This window comes from Ferrovibrio sp. MS7 (assembly GCF_038404985.1).
GTDB lineage: Bacteria > Pseudomonadota > Alphaproteobacteria > Ferrovibrionales > Ferrovibrionaceae > Ferrovibrio > Ferrovibrio plantarum.
Genome location: NZ_JBBKBA010000001.1, coordinates 217,838 through 234,364, shown reverse-complemented (window position 1 = coordinate 234,364; position 16,527 = coordinate 217,838). Strand labels below are relative to the sequence as shown.

The 16,527-nt window shown below is 63.1% G+C and carries 9 protein-coding genes; 4 read left to right on the top strand and 5 right to left on the bottom strand.

Annotated features, from left to right (window positions below):
- Positions 1 to 3: 3 nt before the first annotated feature.
- Positions 4 to 1,290: an imelysin family protein gene (locus tag V6B08_RS01055; RefSeq protein WP_341977214.1), complete on the bottom strand. Its 1,287-nt coding sequence runs from the start codon at positions 1,288 to 1,290 to the stop codon at positions 4 to 6.
- 217 nt (positions 1,291 to 1,507) lie between these two features.
- Here V6B08_RS01055 and V6B08_RS01050 point away from each other — a divergent pair, with 217 nt between their 5' ends.
- Together V6B08_RS01050 and V6B08_RS01045 are read left to right on the top strand one after the other, a co-directional pair.
- Complete coding sequence (locus V6B08_RS01050) at positions 1,508 to 2,461, top strand: NAD(P)H-dependent flavin oxidoreductase (RefSeq protein ID WP_341977212.1); 954 nt, start codon at positions 1,508 to 1,510, stop codon at positions 2,459 to 2,461.
- A 97-nt stretch (positions 2,462 to 2,558) separates the two neighbouring features.
- Positions 2,559 to 2,894 carry a DUF6916 family protein gene (locus tag V6B08_RS01045; protein WP_341977210.1) on the top strand — a complete coding sequence of 112 codons (336 nt, stop codon included), beginning with the start codon at positions 2,559 to 2,561 and terminating at the stop codon, positions 2,892 to 2,894.
- 18 nt (positions 2,895 to 2,912) lie between these two features.
- Here the strand turns inward: V6B08_RS01045 and V6B08_RS01040 are convergent, their stop codons facing one another.
- The 4 genes from V6B08_RS01040 to V6B08_RS01025 all read right to left on the bottom strand — a co-directional run bounded on the left by V6B08_RS01040 (position 2,913) and on the right by V6B08_RS01025 (position 6,152).
- Positions 2,913 to 3,476 carry a phage tail protein gene (locus tag V6B08_RS01040; protein WP_341977208.1) on the bottom strand — a complete coding sequence of 188 codons (564 nt, stop codon included), beginning with the start codon at positions 3,474 to 3,476 and terminating at the stop codon, positions 2,913 to 2,915.
- A 62-nt stretch (positions 3,477 to 3,538) separates the two neighbouring features.
- The gene (locus V6B08_RS01035) at positions 3,539 to 4,075 is read right to left on the bottom strand and encodes a phage tail protein (RefSeq protein WP_341977205.1); all 537 of its coding nucleotides are present in this window, start codon (positions 4,073 to 4,075) and stop codon (positions 3,539 to 3,541) included.
- Positions 4,076 to 4,164: 89 nt separating this feature from the next.
- Positions 4,165 to 4,731 (bottom strand): phage tail protein, encoded by a 567-nt coding sequence (locus tag V6B08_RS01030; RefSeq protein ID WP_341977203.1) that lies wholly within the window; start codon positions 4,729 to 4,731, stop codon positions 4,165 to 4,167.
- 239 nt (positions 4,732 to 4,970) lie between these two features.
- Positions 4,971 to 6,152, bottom strand: coding sequence for a TIGR03032 family protein (locus V6B08_RS01025; protein ID WP_341977201.1), 1,182 nt, complete (start codon positions 6,150 to 6,152; stop codon positions 4,971 to 4,973).
- 463 nt (positions 6,153 to 6,615) lie between these two features.
- On the opposite strand from V6B08_RS01025, the gene V6B08_RS01020 reads away from it, so the two are divergent.
- The gene (locus V6B08_RS01020) at positions 6,616 to 14,745 is read left to right on the top strand and encodes a DUF4347 domain-containing protein (protein WP_341977199.1); all 8,130 of its coding nucleotides are present in this window, start codon (positions 6,616 to 6,618) and stop codon (positions 14,743 to 14,745) included.
- Positions 14,746 to 14,900: 155 nt separating this feature from the next.
- On the top strand, positions 14,901 to 16,517 hold the full coding sequence (locus tag V6B08_RS01015) for a TolC family protein (protein WP_341977197.1): 1,617 nt from the start codon (positions 14,901 to 14,903) through the stop codon (positions 16,515 to 16,517).
- The last annotated feature ends 10 nt before the right edge of the window (positions 16,518 to 16,527 follow it).

The window sequence follows — 16,527 nt, the reverse complement described above, 5'->3', positions numbered from 1 at the left end:
GCATTACTTCTTACCCACCTTTGCCGGTGCGTCGAGGCTGTCGGAGCCCTCGAACTTCACTTTGCCGAGCTGCAACGCGGCGATGATGCGCTCCAGCGTGCGGGTCTGGTCGATCAGCGCGGCAATCGCCGTCTCGATCACCGCAGCACCGGCGGTGTTGCCTTCCGCCAGCATCTGGTCATAGCGCTCCACGGTTTCGGCGCGCTGCTTCAGTGCCGTCATGGCGCCGAGCGATGCATCCAGCTTGCCGCGCATCTCGGCATCGAGCGCCGGTGCCTTGGCCGCCACGAGTGCTGAAAGGCCTGGGCCTTGCAGCTTGCCATAGCGGCCGAGATACACCGCCTGCATACCCACGACATTGTAGTAGTGAGAGTTATGCGTGTTGTCCGAGAAGCAGTCTTGTTCTTCCTCAGGATCATGCAGCAGCAGGCCGAGCTTCATGCGCTCGCCGGCGAGTTCGCCATAAGCCAGACTGCCCAATCCGGTAACGATGCTGGAAATACCGGCGACAGGATCGGCAAGCAGGGTCTTGCGGGCTTCCCCTTCCTTGCTCCATTGCGTCGCCATCCAGGCCAGGTCATCCACCAGCAGCCGGGTCGCCACCTGCAGATAGGCGGCGCGGCGATTGCAGGGCGGGTGGGTGCAGGCGGACCCTTGAGCATAGTCGGTCCAGGGGCGGTTGCCCGCACCCGGCCTGGTGCCGTTGAGATCCTGGCCCCAGAGCAGGAATTCCACGGCGTGATAACCGGTGGCGACATTGGCCTCCACGCCGCCGGCTTCCTGCAGGCCGCGCAAGGTGCGCCAGGTGATCTGTGCGGTTTCCACCCTCTTGCCGCCGATGCTCAGCTTCGGATGGGCGATAATGTTGGCGGCGTACCATGGATTGGCATCCGAGCTTTCGCCGTAGCGGCCGGTATCGACATAGTCGATCAGGCCCTCGTCCAGCGGCCAGGCATTCACGCGGCCTTCCCATTCATCCACGATCTTGTTGCCGAAGCGGAAGACCTCGGTCTGCGGATAGATTTCGCGCGCCTTCAGCCAGGCTTCGCGCGCTGCAGCCAGGCTGGCCTCCGAGGGCTTCGCCACCAAGGCTTCCACGCGCTTGAGCAGCAGGCGGGCCCGCGCCAGTGCATCGCCATACATGGCTTGGGCGATATCGCTGTACTGGTTCAATACGGCGGTGGGGCTGGCTGGCTGAACCGGGGCCTGGGCCTGTATCTGTGCGTGAGTGCCGGCTGGCAGGCAAAGGCCCCCCACTAGCAGCAGCACGGCGAAAAGCAACTTGGTCATGTCGGCAGCTCCGGGCCTTTGATGAAGTTGCCAATAATTATCAATAACAATTGCATCGGCAAGGCTGCCAGCCCGAACGGTAATGGCTATTTAATGGACTGATATTCCCGGTTTATTTTTACTCGGCTGCCGCAGCGGCAGGCTGTGGCGGCGCTTGCGTTGGCCGGTATGCCCCGGCACCATGGCCGCCGCACACCACAACAACCGGGAAATACTCGTGTCGAAGCTGCCTGGCGCCCTGGCGCAATCTCCGCTCCCGATCATCGCCGCCCCGCTCTTCATCATCAGCAATCCGAAACTGGTGATTGCGCAATGCAAGGCCGGGGTGATCGGCTCGATGCCGGCGCTGAATGCCCGTCCGGCGGCGCAGCTCGACGAATGGCTGGCCGAGATCACCGAAACCCTGGCCGCCTATAACCGCGACAACCCGGACCGCCCTGCAGCGCCATTCGCCATCAATCAGATCGTGCACAAGAGCAACGACCGCCTTGAGCATGACATGGAGATGGTGGCGAAATACAAGGTGCCGGTGATCATCACCTCGCTCGGCGCCCGCACCGATGTGAACGACGCGATCCATGCCTATGGCGGCGTGGTGATGCATGACATCATCAACAACACCTTCGCGCGCAAGGCGATCGAGAAGGGCGCCGATGGCCTGATCGCCGTTGCCGCTGGTGCCGGCGGCCATGCCGGCGTCAAGAGCCCGTTCGCGCTGATCCAGGAAATCCGTGAGTGGTTCGATGGCCCGGTGGCCCTGAGCGGCTCGATAGCCACGGGTGGCGCGGTGGCGGCGGCGCGCGCCATGGGCGCCGATTTCGCCTATATCGGTTCAGCTTTCATCGCCACCCATGAGGCCCGCGCGGCGGATGGCTACAAGCAGATGATCGTGGAAAGCAATTCCGACGACATCGTCTATTCCAACCTGTTCACCGGCGTGCATGGCAATTATCTCAAGCCATCGATCAAGGCCGCCGGCCTCGATCCCGATGCTTTGCCGGAATCCGATCCCAGCAAGATGAATTTCGGCGGCTCGGCGACCAAGGCGTGGAAGGATATCTGGGGCTGCGGCCAGGGCATCGGCGCGGTGAAGCAGATTGTCCCTGCAGGCGATTTGGTGGCGCGTCTGGCGGAAGAATACCGCGCCGCGCTCAAGCGCCTCGCGAATTGATACATAACGGGGTAAACAACCTTATAAGTTGAATAATAACCACTATTCAGAGTATAATGCCGCCATCTCTTCTCTAAAGTGTATTGGAGGTGGCGGCATGGCAATCGATATCGGCACCTGTATCGCCCAGGATTTCGCGGCGCATGTGAATTCGGCGTTTTATGTCGAGCATGAACAGGCAGGAAAGCTGGAATTCCGCCTGCTCTCGATCAGCGACACACCGCAATTCAAACCGCAATTCCTCTGGGCCAAGCGCCCGCCGTTTTCGCTGTTCTTTGCCAGTCCGCAGGGCTACGAGGTCGGCCAGGGCACGCTCACGCTCAATCACAAGGCGCTCGGCAAGATGATGGTGTTCCTGGTGCCGGTGGGCCGGGTTGGCGGCAACAATCACGACATGACGCAGCCGCTGCTGCTGCAATGCAGCTTCAATTAGCCGCGCGGCAACCCGGTATCAATCCGCCTTGATCGGATACTCTGCATCGGCGATGCAGATGGCATAAAGGATGCTCAGATAGGGCTGCTGGGTCGGGATTGGCGCCGGATTGGTGCTGCCGGTCGCTGCCACCGTGTAGGGATGCAGGGTCTCATCCGCTGCAGCGTTGCTGTAGGTGAAAAGGGTGACATTCAAATTCGCGCCGGCCGTCGCGCGGCTGAACATGACGCCGGCTGTCGGACTGGCCTGGCCGGAGGTCTTGAACACCGGCACCGCGGGGGACTGAGCGTTCAGGCTGTGGCTGTGGGCGGGCAGCGGGGGGCTGGCCGCTGTTGGCGCGCCATAGCCCTGCGCGAATGTCCGTACTGTCAGGCCGGTACCCTGACCGCTGCCATTCACCATGGTGCCGCGCAGATCAGGCAAGCCGAAAGTGTTGCGGCCATCGCCGCCAAAGCGCGACCCCAGCAACGAAAACAGCACCTGATACTGGTTGGTAGGAAGTATAGTGCCATCGCATACCGCCCAATTCACGGGCGCAAAGGCGAAAGCCAAAGGGCGAATCTCGGAAATATAGGCGTCCATGCTGAGTCTCCCGAAGTTCGGTTAAAGCGAGAGGGCCGTCAAACGACTGGTGCTGTCTGGTTTCAGGGGCGCTGCGGATACAGGCCGGTAACGCAGAAGACGTAACTCAGCGTCAGCATCGGGGCGACGATAGGGATGCTTGTCGACGAAGTGCTCCCGGTGCTGCTAACTGCCGTGGTGTCCAGCGCCACCGGCGTGCCGGCATTCGCTGGAACGTAGAAGCGCTGGTCGCTGGCCACGGGTCCGAGCATGGCGCCCGCCGGGATATTGGTCGACTGGCTGGCCTGCGATGCCGCCTGAAAGCCATGGGAATGCGCTGGCATGTTGGCATTGCTGCATGGCGCGGTCTCCGTGCCGATATATTGACCGACAACACGGCTGGTCAGCCCGGTGCCTTGTCCCTGGCCAACGGCGACCCGGCCGCGCATGTCAGGGAGCTTGAAATTGGTTCTGCCATCGCCGCCATAAACCGTGCCGATCAGTGCGTAGAGCGCCTCATATTGGCTGATTGGCAAGGGTTGGCCTTGGCACAGCGCCCAGTTCTCGGGAGCATAGCTGCAGGCCAGAACGCGGACTTCGCCAAGATAGGCTTCAGCCATGGCGGTGTTCCTTCTGTCGTTGAGGTCGGGATCAGGGGTCCAGGATTGGGGGCCAGAATCAGGCGCCGGGTTCAGCGGCGCTGGCGCCGCTAGGGCCGCGTCGGGAAAATACCCCTCGTGGCGATGCAGCAATTCAGCACCAGGCTCGGCTGCATGGTGGGGATCGGCGTGGCCGCGCCTGCATTGCCGATTGTCGAGGCATCCAGGATTACTGGACTCAGGGTGGTCGGATCCGCAGGTACGGCCGTATAGGGCAGCGCGGTCGGTCCCGCGTAGCTGGTCGGCGCGGTCACCTTGCCCAACAGGTTGCTGGTTGGAACCGGTACGTTGGCGGCAGTGTTAGACACCACGGCAACCGTGTGACTGTGGATCGTCAGGTTGGCGGCGGTCATCGCCACGCTTTCGTTGCCGCCGGTATTGCCGATCTTGGTGGTGAGGCTGGGGAAATTCTTGTTCTGCCCTTGGCTGATCATGGTGCGGCCGCGCAGATCGGGCAGGGCAAAGCTGGTATTCACGCTCCCGCCATACGTGTAATTGAGCAGGGCGAAAAGGGCTTGGTTTTGCCGTATCGGGATCACAGTGCCATCGCATATGGCCCAGCCAGTGGGGGCCCAGTTAAAGCCGAAAATCCGAATTTCTCCTACAAACGGCTCCATAATTGCCTCCCCCGGATGATGCCATGTCCGGCGACCGGTTGTCGCCAGGGATGATCCATGCTTGCAAAAATAATGCTCTTAATACGGGTTTCTGTAAAGAAGAAAAGCAACAATAAAGATATTAAAAATAACTGAATACAATTTTATGTATGTTCTGGCTCTTGCCTTGAGCAACAGGCTTCCAGGCCGTTCTGCAGTCCGGCTGGCGACGACACTGGTTGATTGAAGATGATCCTGGATTACAGGGGATCGGGAATGCCGTTGCCACCTTCCGCATCCAGCGGGCGGTGATGCAGCGCCCGATGCAGCGCCGGCTCGCTGAAGCCTGGCGTGTAGATATCGTCGCGGCCGGGCATGAAGGCGACGTCGTAAAGCTCGGTCACGGTATTCTCGATCGTCAGCCAGTGATCGGTCCGGCCGGTTTCCAGATTCACCACCAGCAGGCCACAGGTCTCGGGCACGTTGCGTGCCTCCAGGCGCTGTTTCAGCGGCATGTTGGTGGTGAACGAGCTGGCGCGCAGCTTTGACAGGCCGATCACCGCATGCTTGCCGACGAAACACAGGCCGCGCGCAAAGCCGGGGCAGAGCGCCACTTTTTCGAAGCGGCCGCTGGCTGGGTCGAGATAGCCGAAATCGCCGTGGCCGGAATCCAGCAGCCACAGGCGGCCATCATGCCAACGCGGCGAATGCGGCATCGAGAAGCCTTCACCCACCACTGCATCGGCCTGGATGTCGATCACCACGCCGCCATCCTTCTGCTGCTTGCGCCAGCCCATCGGCGTGTCGCTGCGGGCACAGGCGGTGGCATAGGCCAGTTTGCCATCGCGGGCGCACATGCCATTGAGGTGGCTTTTATCGCCGCCCCCCAGGATGCCGACCCAGCTTGGTTTCCACACCGGTACGAAGCCGTAATGGCGGTCAATCGTGGCGATACAGTCGAAATTTGTATTTACAAACAGCAATTCATACTGCTTGCCGCGATAGACTGCCCATTCCAACAGGTCATGGGTATCGACGGGGCCCAGGAAATGGCCCAGCCGGGGCATGTAGAGCGCCTTGTAATCCACCTCCTTGCCCGCACCGAGACTGCCTTTGAAGGGCCCGACATGGGAGAAACGCCAGAGCTGTTCCTTGTTCGCCACCCAGATGGCGCCTTCGCGCAGGATCAGCCCCATCGCCGATCCGACGATGCGCTCCAGCGCGCGCAGCTCGCCTTCTGGCGCAGAGAGCAGAAACAGCCGCGAGGTCTGGTAGGTGGTGAAACCCAATGTGCCACCGCTATTTGCCAGCCAGGCCGCGAAGCCCGGCGACGGCAGGAGGCGCGGCGGAATCAGCCCCTCTCCCTTGCGTATGGAGGCTATGCCCGCGTCAGTAGCGTTGCCATCATCCGGCGTGGTAAAAGTCAGGTCTATGTCACTCAAGGTTGAGTTCGACTCCTGATGCAGGATGGCTGGCTGCCGCGATGCCAAAGGCAGGGGTATCCAATGATACCTTTTCCGGCTCCATCAATGCCAGCATATGCCCCTAACTTCAATGTCATAAAGGAAAAAACCCGCCCGGGTGTCACAAACCGACAGAATTGCATACTGGCTTAGTTTATCCGATTTTGATACATTAAACGTGTGGTACTCTATCATCAGTGCGCGGAGCGACATAACCTTTCCGCGTATTTCAACTGGAATGCCATCAAAAGTATAAATTACGGGATGCTTTACCATGGGTCGCTTTGAACGCTGGTTGAACCGTCCCGCCACTTCTGCGTTCGCCCTGCGCAGTGATGCTCGTCCCGTGGCCGCGCGGCCAGCGATGGATAGCTCTCTGAAAGGTAAGGCCGCTAAGACTGCCGTTTCACAACCGCTCCTGGCGCTGGCGCTGGAGCCGCGCATGATGTTCGACGCCGCGGCGGCGGCCACGGCGCAGCAGCAGCAGGATCAGGCCGATCAGGCGCAGCAGGATGCGGCGGCTGATCATGCCGCTGCGACTTCGGCTGATGACAGCGCGGCGCATCAGCAGCAATTGAGCCAGGCCCTGGCTGGCATGAATCTGGCCGGGATGAGTGACGCGAGTGCGAGCCCGGTCGGCGATCCGACCAGCGATATCGCGGCGCCGCAAGCCACTGACGCCGGTTCGGATAATGCCAGTCACGATGATGCCACCACGCTGGTGGCCTCCGCCACCGATGGCGTTCTGCCGCCCGATACCAGCGGCGTGCGCCAGGTCATCGTGGTCGATTGGTCGGTGGAAGACTGGCGCACGTTGATCAATGGCGTCGATCCGTCCACGCCGGTGCTGGTGATGGGTCGCGGCACCAATCTCGACACGTTGGCCACTGCGCTCAGCGCGTATCAGAACCTGGATGCGATTCATGTCGTCACCCATGGTCACAACGGTGCCATCCTGCTGGCCAATACCAATCTCGATAGCGCCGGCATCGACGCCAACGCCGATGCACTGGCGCGGATCGGTGCTTCCTTGCGCGCTGGCGGCGATGTGCTGCTCTATGGCTGCACGGTCGCCGCCGATGCCGATGGCCGCGCCTATGTCGATAAGCTGGCCGCGGCTTTGGGCGATGATGTGGATGTGGCGGCCTCCGATGACCGCACCGGCCCGACCCGCCTCCATGGCGACTGGGATCTGGAATACAGCACCGGCAGCATCGAGACCGTGCTGCCCTTCACGCTTTCCGGCATGCAGGATATCGGCCATTGCCTCGGCTGCGTCATTACCGGTGAGACAGGGTCACCGACCGGCACGGGCAATGACTCATATTATGCAGGTTCAACGAAGATATTCAATAATACCTCCGGCACGAATATCCTGGTTGGGTTTTGGAACAAAAGCGCCTTTGCTAACAACACCCTGTTCTACTCGAAATATGTTCAGACCAGTAGTGGCGGGGCTTTCACCACGTATGGCTATTATTCGTCGTCTCAGTTCTATGGAACGACCTTCAATAATTCCTACGTCTGCTCGACGAATTTCGCCGGTGATCCGGCGCCGACGGTAACGGACTCCAATATCACCATCACCAGCACCGGCAGCGGCACTGGTGGCGCCTACAAGATCGGCGATACGGTCACGGCGAAGTGGAACAACACTGCCGGCGGCGACAACAATTCGGTCACCGTCACCGCCGTGACCATGGATTTCAGCCAGTTCGGCGGCGGCACGGCCGTGACGGCGACCAATTCCAGCGGCAACTGGACGGCGTCCTACACCATCACGTCTGGTTCGGTTGACACCACAAACCGCAACGTATCGGTCAAGGCAACCAGTTCGGGCGGTTCAACCACCACGAACGATACCAGCAACCTGACCGTCGACAATATCGCGCCGACGGTGACGGACGCGAAGATTTCGATTTCCGGCGCCAGCGGCACCAGCGGTGCCTACAAGATCGGCGATACGGTCACCGCGACCTGGAACAACACGGCCGGCGGCGACAACAACAGCGACACGATCAGCGGCGTGACAGTGGATTTCAGCGCCTTCGGCGGCGGCTCGGCGGTGACGGCGACCAATTCGTCGGGCACCTGGACCGCCACCTACACCATCGTTTCTGGCTCGGTCGATGGCACCAGCAAGAATGTCTCGGTCACCGCCACCGACAATGCCGGCAATACCAAGACCACGGCCGATACCACCAATGCCACGGTGGACAATATCGCGCCGACGGTGACGGACGCGAAGATTTCGATTTCCGGCGCCAGCGGCACCAGTGGCGCCTACAAGATCGGCGATACGGTCACCGCGACCTGGAACAACTCGGCGGGCGGCGACAACAACAGCGACACGATCAGCAGTGTCGCGATGGATTTCAGTGCCTTCGGCGGCGGCTCGGCGGTGACGGCGACCAATTCGTCGGGCACCTGGACCGCCACCTACACGATCGTCGCGGGCTCGGTCGATGGCACCAACAAGAATGTCTCGGTCACCGCCACCGACAATGCCGGCAACACGACGACGACCGCCGATACCACCAATGCGACCGTGGACAATATCGCGCCGACGGTGACGGACGCCAAGATTTCGATTTCCGGCGCCAGTGGCACCGGCGGCGCCTACAAGATTGGCGATACGGTCACCGCGACCTGGAACAACTCGGCGGGCGGCGACAATAACAGCGACACGATCAGCAGTGTCGCGGTGGATTTCAGCGCCTTCGGCGGCGGCTCGGCGGTGACGGCGACCAATTCGTCGGGCACCTGGACCGCCACCTATACCATTGTCGCCGGTTCGATCGACGGCACCAACAAGAATGTCTCGGTCACCGCCACCGACAATGCCGGCAACACCAAGACCACCGCCGATACCACCAATGCCACGGTGGACAATATCGCGCCGGCGGTGACCAGTGTGTCGGTGCCGTCGAACAACACCTATGCGGCGGCTCAGAATCTCGATTTCACCGTCAATTTCGGTGAGAATATCACCGTCGATACCTCGGGCGGCACGCCTCGCATTGCGCTGACTATCGGTTCCACCACGCGCTATGCCGACTATGTCTCGGGCACCGGCAGCACGGCTTTGCTGTTCCGTTATACCACCCAGATCGGTGACAATGATTCCGATGGCATCACGGTGGGTACTCTCTCCACGAATGGCGGCAGCTTGAAGGATGCCGCCGGCAATGATGCGGCCCTGACGCTGAATTCGGTCGGCTCCACGGCCGCCGTCCTGGTTTCAACCAATCAGACGCCGGTCTTCACCGGCCTGAACGGCGGCGCCAGCTTCACCGAAGGCGGCAGCGCCGTCACCGTCGATAGCGATGTCACCTCTGCCGATGTCGAGCTGGATGCGCTCAACAGCGGCAATGGCAATTTCTCCGGTGCCTCGCTCACCGTGAACCGCCAGGGCGGCGCCAACACGGATGACACCATCACCCTGGCTGCCGGCACCAGCTACACCATCAGCGGCAGCAATCTGCAGGCCGGCGGCCTGACCTTCGCCACCTTTACCAGCAGCAACGGCACGCTCACGGTCACTTTCACCTCGTCGGGCACTGCCGCCACCACGGCGCTGGTCAATGATGTGCTGCAGCATGTCACCTATGCCAACAGCTCGGATGCGCCGCCGAGTTCGGTGACGCTGGCCTTCAGCCTCACGGATGGCACCTCGCCCGGCACCGGTACGGCATCGGTATCGATCACCGGCGTCAACGATGCGCCAACAGTGGGCGGCACCATCCCGACCGACCTGACAGTGACCGAGGACACGGCGTCCAATATCGATATTTCCGGTATCACCTTTGCCGACCTGGATGTCGGCTCGTCCGATGTCACGGTGACGCTGACGGCTTCGGCCGGCACGCTGGCGGCCACCAGCGGCGGCTCGGTGACGGTGGGCGGTTCTGGCACGGCGGCGCTGACGCTGACCGGCACCATTGCCAATATCCACACCTTCCTGGATACGGCGTCGAACGTGAAATACACCGGCGCCAGCAATGTGAATGGCAACGATGCCGCGACCCTCAAGGTCAAGATCAGCGATGGCGGCAATACCGGCACCGGCGGTACGCTGACCTCGTCGGAAAGCACCATCAATCTCGATATATCCGCCGTTAACGATGCGCCGACGATTAGCGGCAGTGTTGCGACGTCGGCCTATACCGAGCAGGTATCCTCGGCCTATGTGCTGAGTGGCTTCACTGTTTCGGATGTCGACCACGATGGCAGCGCCGGCAACTACAATGGTGCCGAAGCAACAGTGAAGTTCGCCACGTATCAAAGCGGCGACATTCTCTCGATCGCCAATGTTTCCGGCATCACCTACGATTCCGGCACGGGCGCGGTCACCATCAGCGGCACCCAGATTGCCACGGCTGGCGGCGGCAACGGTGCCGATCTGGTCATTGCCTTCAATGCCTCTGCGACCCAGGCGAATGTCCAGGCGGTGCTGAACGCGGTGGTGTTCTTCAACAGCACGAATGATGATCCGACGGTGGCGGGCACCGCGACGACGCGTGCGGTCACGGTCAGCTTCAGCGATGGCGGCAACACCGGTACCGGCGGCAGCCAGGCGGCCGGCACCAACATCACCGGCAATTTCAGTATCACGGCGGTGAATGACGCGCCGACGGTGGGTGGCACCATCCCGACCGACCTGACGGTAATCGAGGACACGGCGTCCAATATCGATCTTTCCGGCATCACCTTTGCCGATGTCGATGCCGGCGCCAGCGCTACCATGACGGTGACTCTGACGGCTTCGGCCGGCACGCTGGCGGCCACCAGCGGCGGCTCGGTCACGGTGAGCGGTTCGGGTACGGCGGCGCTGACGCTGACCGGCACGCTGGCGAATATCCATACCTATCTGGATACGGCGTCGAACGTGAAATACACCGGCGCCAGCAACGTGAATGGCAACGATGCCGCGACCCTCAAGGTCAAAGTCAGCGATGGCGGCAATACCGGCACCGGCGGCACGCTGACCTCTTCGGAAAGCACCATCAACCTCGACATCACGGCAGTAAATGACGCGCCGGTAATCGCCAATCTTTCCGGCGACACGGCGTCATCGGTGGCCGGCAGCGGTGCTTCGGCGCTGATCGATGCCAGCAGCAATGCAACGCTGACGGATATTGACTCGACCAATTTCAATGGTGGTTTCCTCACCATCAGCCAGGGCAGCGGCACTACCAACGGCAAATTCACCCTGGATGGCACGGTGGTGAAAGCCGGAGACGACGGTACTATCGCCGCAGGCGAGACCATCACCGTGGATGGCACCGCCATCGGTGTAGTCGATGGCACGTTGGATGGCCAGAGCGGCCACGGCCTGAAGATCGCTTTCGACGACAACACCGCAACGACCGCCAGTATCCAGGCCTTGCTGCGCAGCCTCGGCTATCAGGCGCCTTCGGGCATCGGTGACCGTGGTTTCACCCTGACGCTGAATGACGGCGATGGCACCAGCAATGGCGGCGATGCCGATACCACGGCCACTTTCACCGTATCGATCACGCCTAATCCGCCGGTGATTGACAATCTCAATGGCGATAGCGTCACCTTCACCGAGAATGGCGGTGCGGTGCTGATTGATTCCGGCAGCAATGCCACGGTCAGCGATGCCGATAGCGCCAATCTCAATAACGGCAATCTCACGATTTCGATCACCAGCGGCAAGGTATCGGCCCAGGATCTGCTGTCATTTGCCAGTGCGGGCGGCTTCGTCAATGTCACCGGCACCACCGCTGGCAGCAATGTGCAGGTCGATCTCGATGGCGGCGGCGACAATTATGTCACCATCGGCACCCTGGCGAATGCGATCAGTGCCGGTAACGACCTGAAGGTTGTTTTCAATCAGGATGCCAGCCTGGCCCGGGTTCAGACCTTGTTGCAGGCGATCCAGTACCAGAACACCAATGCTGACGATCCCACCGGTGGCAGCCGCACCGTGCGGGTGACGCTGACCGACAATACCTCAACCGTCTCCAGCAACAACGACATCACCCTGACCGTCACGCCGCTGAACGACGCGCCGGTGCTGACTTCTGCCACCCCGACCTTGACCGGGATCACCGAGGACCAGACCAGCAATGCCGGTCAGCTGGTATCGGCGTTCATCGGCACGGTAACGGATGCGGATGGCGGCGCCGTGCAGGGTATCGCCATCAATGCCAGCACGGCCACCAATGGCATTTGGCAGTATTCCACCGATGGCGGCACCAACTGGAGCGATGTCGGCACGGTCAGCACCAGTTCCGCCCTGCTGCTGCGCAGCACAGACAAGCTGCGCTTCCAGCCCAATGGCGAGAATGCCGGCTCGGGCTCTGTAACGTTCCAGGCTTGGGACCAGACTTCCGGCACCGCAGGCAATAAGGTGGATGCGACTACATCGGGTGGCACCAGCGCCTTCTCGACTGCCACCAGCACCGCCAGCATCACCGCCACGGCGGTCAATGACGCGCCGGTGCTGACGGCTGCGACGCCGACACTGACTGCGATCACCGAAGACCAGAGCGGCAATGCCGGCCAGTTGGTATCCGATTTCATCGGCACCGTGGCCGATGTGGACACCGGCGCGGTGCAGGGTATCGCCATCCACACCACAGCAGCGACCAACGGCGTCTGGCAGTATTCCACCGATGGCGGCACCAACTGGAGCGATGTCGGCACGGTCAGCACCAGTTCCGCCCTGCTGCTGCGCAGCACAGACAAGCTGCGCTTCCAGCCGAATGGCGAAAATGGCGGCAGTGGCTCGGTCAGCTTCCAGGCCTGGGATCAGACCAGCGGCACGGCCGGCAGCAAGGTTGATGCGAGTACGTCGGGTGGCACCACTGCCTTCTCGACCGCGTCTTCAACTGCCAGCATCACCAGCAATGCTGTTAACGACGCGCCTGTGCTGACGTCTTCGACGCCGACGCTGACGGGTCTGACGGAGGACCAGTCTGGCAATCTGGGTCAGTTGGTTTCGGATTTCATTGGCACGGTGTCGGATGTTGATTCTGGCGCGGTGCAGGGCATCGCGGTGAATGGCACGACGGCGACGAACGGCGTATGGCAGTATTCGGTCGATGGCGGCACGAGTTGGAGCAATGTCGGGACGGTGAGCGGCAGTTCGGCCTTGCTGCTGCGGCCGAGCGACAAGATCCGCTTCCAGCCCAATGGCGAGAATGCCGGCGGCGGTACGGTCAGCTTCCAGGCCTGGGACCAGACCTCAGGCGGGTTCGGCACCAAGGTGGATGCCAGCGCGTCGGGCGGGTCGAGTGCGTTCTCGACCGCCAGTTCGACGGCGAGCATCGTGACCACGGCGGTGAACGACGCGCCGGTCTTCGCCGGCCCGGCGGTGACGGATAGCAGCGTGCAGGCGGACCGCAGCCTGGAGATCAAGTTCCCGGTGAGCCGGTTCACCGATGTGGATACCGGCGACACGCTGACGATTACCGGCGTGACCTTGCTTGGCGGCAACACGGTGCCGAACGCCTTCACGGTAGCCGTGGTGGGCGGCGAAGTGGTGATCAGGAAGACCGGCAACCTGACGGCCGGCAGCTATACCGTGCGGGTGACGGCGACGGATGGCAGCAATGCCACGGCAACCACGGATGTGAAGGTGACGGTGGCGGCGGTGCCACCCCCGCCACCCCCGCCACCACCGCCGCCGCCGCCACCACCCCCGCCGCCGACCGCGCTGGCAGTGGTCAACGTGGCGCCGGTCGAAGTGGCGCCGCCGCCGCCGCCGCCGGGCGGCAATATCACGTCGCAGACCACGGGTTCGGTGGCGGCGTCTGGCGCTGGCAATACCAGCGGCAGCGGCATCACCGGCAGCAACATGACCAGCGACCCGTCGGCGGGCGCCAATGCGTTCAGCATCGTGCGCACCTCGATGTCGGGCGGCGACGGGGCGCTGAGCGCGCGCTACGGCTCTGACAGTATCTCGACCAGCAACGCGGCCCCGGGCAACAGCAGCGGCAACAGCACCAGTACCGGCGGCGGCAGCGGTAGCGCCGGTGGCCTCGGTGGCGGCGGCCTCGGTGGCGGCAGCCTGGGTGGTGGTGGCCTGGGTGGTGGTGGCCTGGGCGGCAGTAGCTTGGGCGGCGGCGGCCTGGGCGGCCTGGGTAGTGGCTTCGGTACAGGTCTCGGTACTGGCCTGGGCACGGGTACGGGTACGGGTACTGGCACGGGCACGGGCACGGGCACGGGCACGGGCGCACCGCCGCCGGCTCCGCCCCCGCCGCCACCGGCACCGCCGGCACCGCCGGGCAGCACGGGGTCGATTGATCCTGGCGGCAACCAGCAGGCGGCCCTGGATGGCGGAGTCCTGGATGGCGGAGTCTTGGGTGGCCGCGTGCTGGATGGCTTGGCACTCGACCCGGTGCTGTTTGCATCGGGCGCGCTGCCCCTGCCCGAAGGGCTTGGACGGGCGCTGCCTGAAGGCCTTGGGCGGGCGCTGCCCGAGGGGCTGGGCCTTGAAGGCCCGGCGCTGGGCAAGGGCGACTTCAGCAGCCAGCTCGCGGCGGCGACGGCGGCGAGCAGTGCGGAGATCGAGCGACTGGTGGCAGCCTTGGCTGCCTGAACGGAATACTGGGCAGCCCTGGCTGCGTGAGGCAGGGCGGCCCAGGGGCCGTAGCGTGACGGATATGCCGCGTGACGGATATAACGAGGCCGAGAGCCGGGTTGAGTACCGGCCCGGCGGGGGACAAGAGGTTTGAGGTCATGGGTAAGCAGGCAATGACGAACAATAAGCTGACGCTGGCGGGCGTGTCGGTGCTGGCGCTGCTGCTGGCGGGCTGCACGGTGGACCTGCAGCCGATCACCGGTGCGGAACATGGCCAGCGGGTCAAGGAAGACCTGGCGGAGCTGTTCACCCAGCAGGAGCCGCTGGGCAACGCGCTGACGCTGGAAGAAGCCATCGCGCGGGCGCTGAAGTACAATCTGGACAACCGGCTGAAGCTGATGGAAAGCGCCCTGACGGCGCGGCAGCTCACGGTCGCCAACCTGGAGATGCTGCCTTCCCTGGCGGCCTCGGGCGGCTATGAAGGCCGCAACGTGCCGGGCGCCTCATCCAGCCGCTCGACCCTGACCGGGCAGCAATCGCTGGAGACCTCGACCTCGCAGGACCGCGACCGCCGGGTGTTCGATCTCGGCGTGACCTGGAACGTGCTGGACTTCGGCCTGAGCTATGTGCGGGCGAAGCAGGCCGCCGACCGCGCCCTGATCATCGAGGAACGCCGGCGCAAGGTGGTGCACAACATCATCCAGGATGTGCGCTCGGCCTACTGGTTTGCGCTGTCGGCGCAGAAGCTGCTGGCCAAGCTGGACCCGATGGTGCAGCGGGTCGGCACGGCGCTGGCCAATGCGCGCACCATCGAGGAACGCCGGCTGCAGCCGCCGCTGGAGGCGCTGACCTACCGCCGTGGGCTGCTGGACCAGCTGCGCCAGGTGCAGAGCCTGCGGCGCGATCTGGTGGTGGCGAAGTCGCAGCTGGCGGCGCTGATGGGCCTGCGGCCGGGCCAGGACTTCCGCCTGGCGGAGGATCCGAGCCTGTACCAGGAGCCGGAGCTGAAGCTGCAGCTGGCGGATATCGAGCGGCTGGCGCTGACCTACCGGCCGGAACTGGCGGAGGAATCCTACCAGACGCGGATCGGCGCCAACGACGTGCGGGCGGCGATGCTGTCGATGCTGCCGGGCATCACCTTCGACACCGGGTTCAACTTCGACAGCAACTCCTATGCGCAGAACCAGACCTGGTATGATTACTCGGCCAAGGTGACGGGCAACCTGATCGGCATGCTGGTGACGGCGCCGGCGCGGATAAGGGCGGCGGAGGCGGCGCAGGAAGTGGCGCGCACCCGGCGTCTGGCGCTCTCGATGGCGGTGCTGACCCAGGCGCAGGTCTCGTGGCTGGCCTATAACCAGGCGCGCGGCGAGTTCCGCACGGCGGAGGAGCTGTATCAGGTCGAGGTGGCGATCCTGCAGCAGAACCGGGCGGCGAGCCAGACCGGGCGCAGCAACGAGCTGGAGCAGATCGCGGCTGAGATGAGCGGTCTGCTAGCCGAGTTGCGGCGTGACCTGTCGGCTGCCGAGATGAACAACGCGCTGGGCCGGGTGTTCGTGACGGCGGGCGCGGATCCGCTGCCGAACAAGGTGACGAGCTACGAGATCAAGGCGCTGGCGGCCGAGATCAAGCAGAACATGGCGGGCTGGTTCGATGGCTCCACGCTCCCCGATGCCAGGGACCGCGCGGCCGCGACCCAGCAGCCGCAGCCGGCCAAGGTTGGCCGCAGCGACGACGATATCGAGCGCACCAGCCTACCGCTGGCGAGTGCCGCCACCGTGAAAAACTGATTCAGTAGTC

What these genes read in the sequence shown, in the direction of transcription:
- V6B08_RS01015 (WP_341977197.1), top strand. Translation starts at nt 14,901, where the DNA reads ATGACGAACAATAAGCTGACGCTGGCGGGCGTGTCGGTGCTGGCGCTG.
- V6B08_RS01045 (WP_341977210.1), top strand. Translation starts at nt 2,559, where the DNA reads ATGGCAATCGATATCGGCACCTGTATCGCCCAGGATTTCGCGGCGCAT.
- V6B08_RS01040 (WP_341977208.1), bottom strand. Translation starts at nt 3,476, where the DNA reads ATGGACGCCTATATTTCCGAGATTCGCCCTTTGGCTTTCGCCTTTGCG.
- V6B08_RS01020 (WP_341977199.1), top strand. Translation starts at nt 6,616, where the DNA reads ATGATGTTCGACGCCGCGGCGGCGGCCACGGCGCAGCAGCAGCAGGAT.
- V6B08_RS01030 (WP_341977203.1), bottom strand. Translation starts at nt 4,731, where the DNA reads ATGGAGCCGTTTGTAGGAGAAATTCGGATTTTCGGCTTTAACTGGGCC.
- V6B08_RS01035 (WP_341977205.1), bottom strand. Translation starts at nt 4,075, where the DNA reads ATGGCTGAAGCCTATCTTGGCGAAGTCCGCGTTCTGGCCTGCAGCTAT.
- V6B08_RS01055 (WP_341977214.1), bottom strand. Translation starts at nt 1,290, where the DNA reads ATGACCAAGTTGCTTTTCGCCGTGCTGCTGCTAGTGGGGGGCCTTTGC.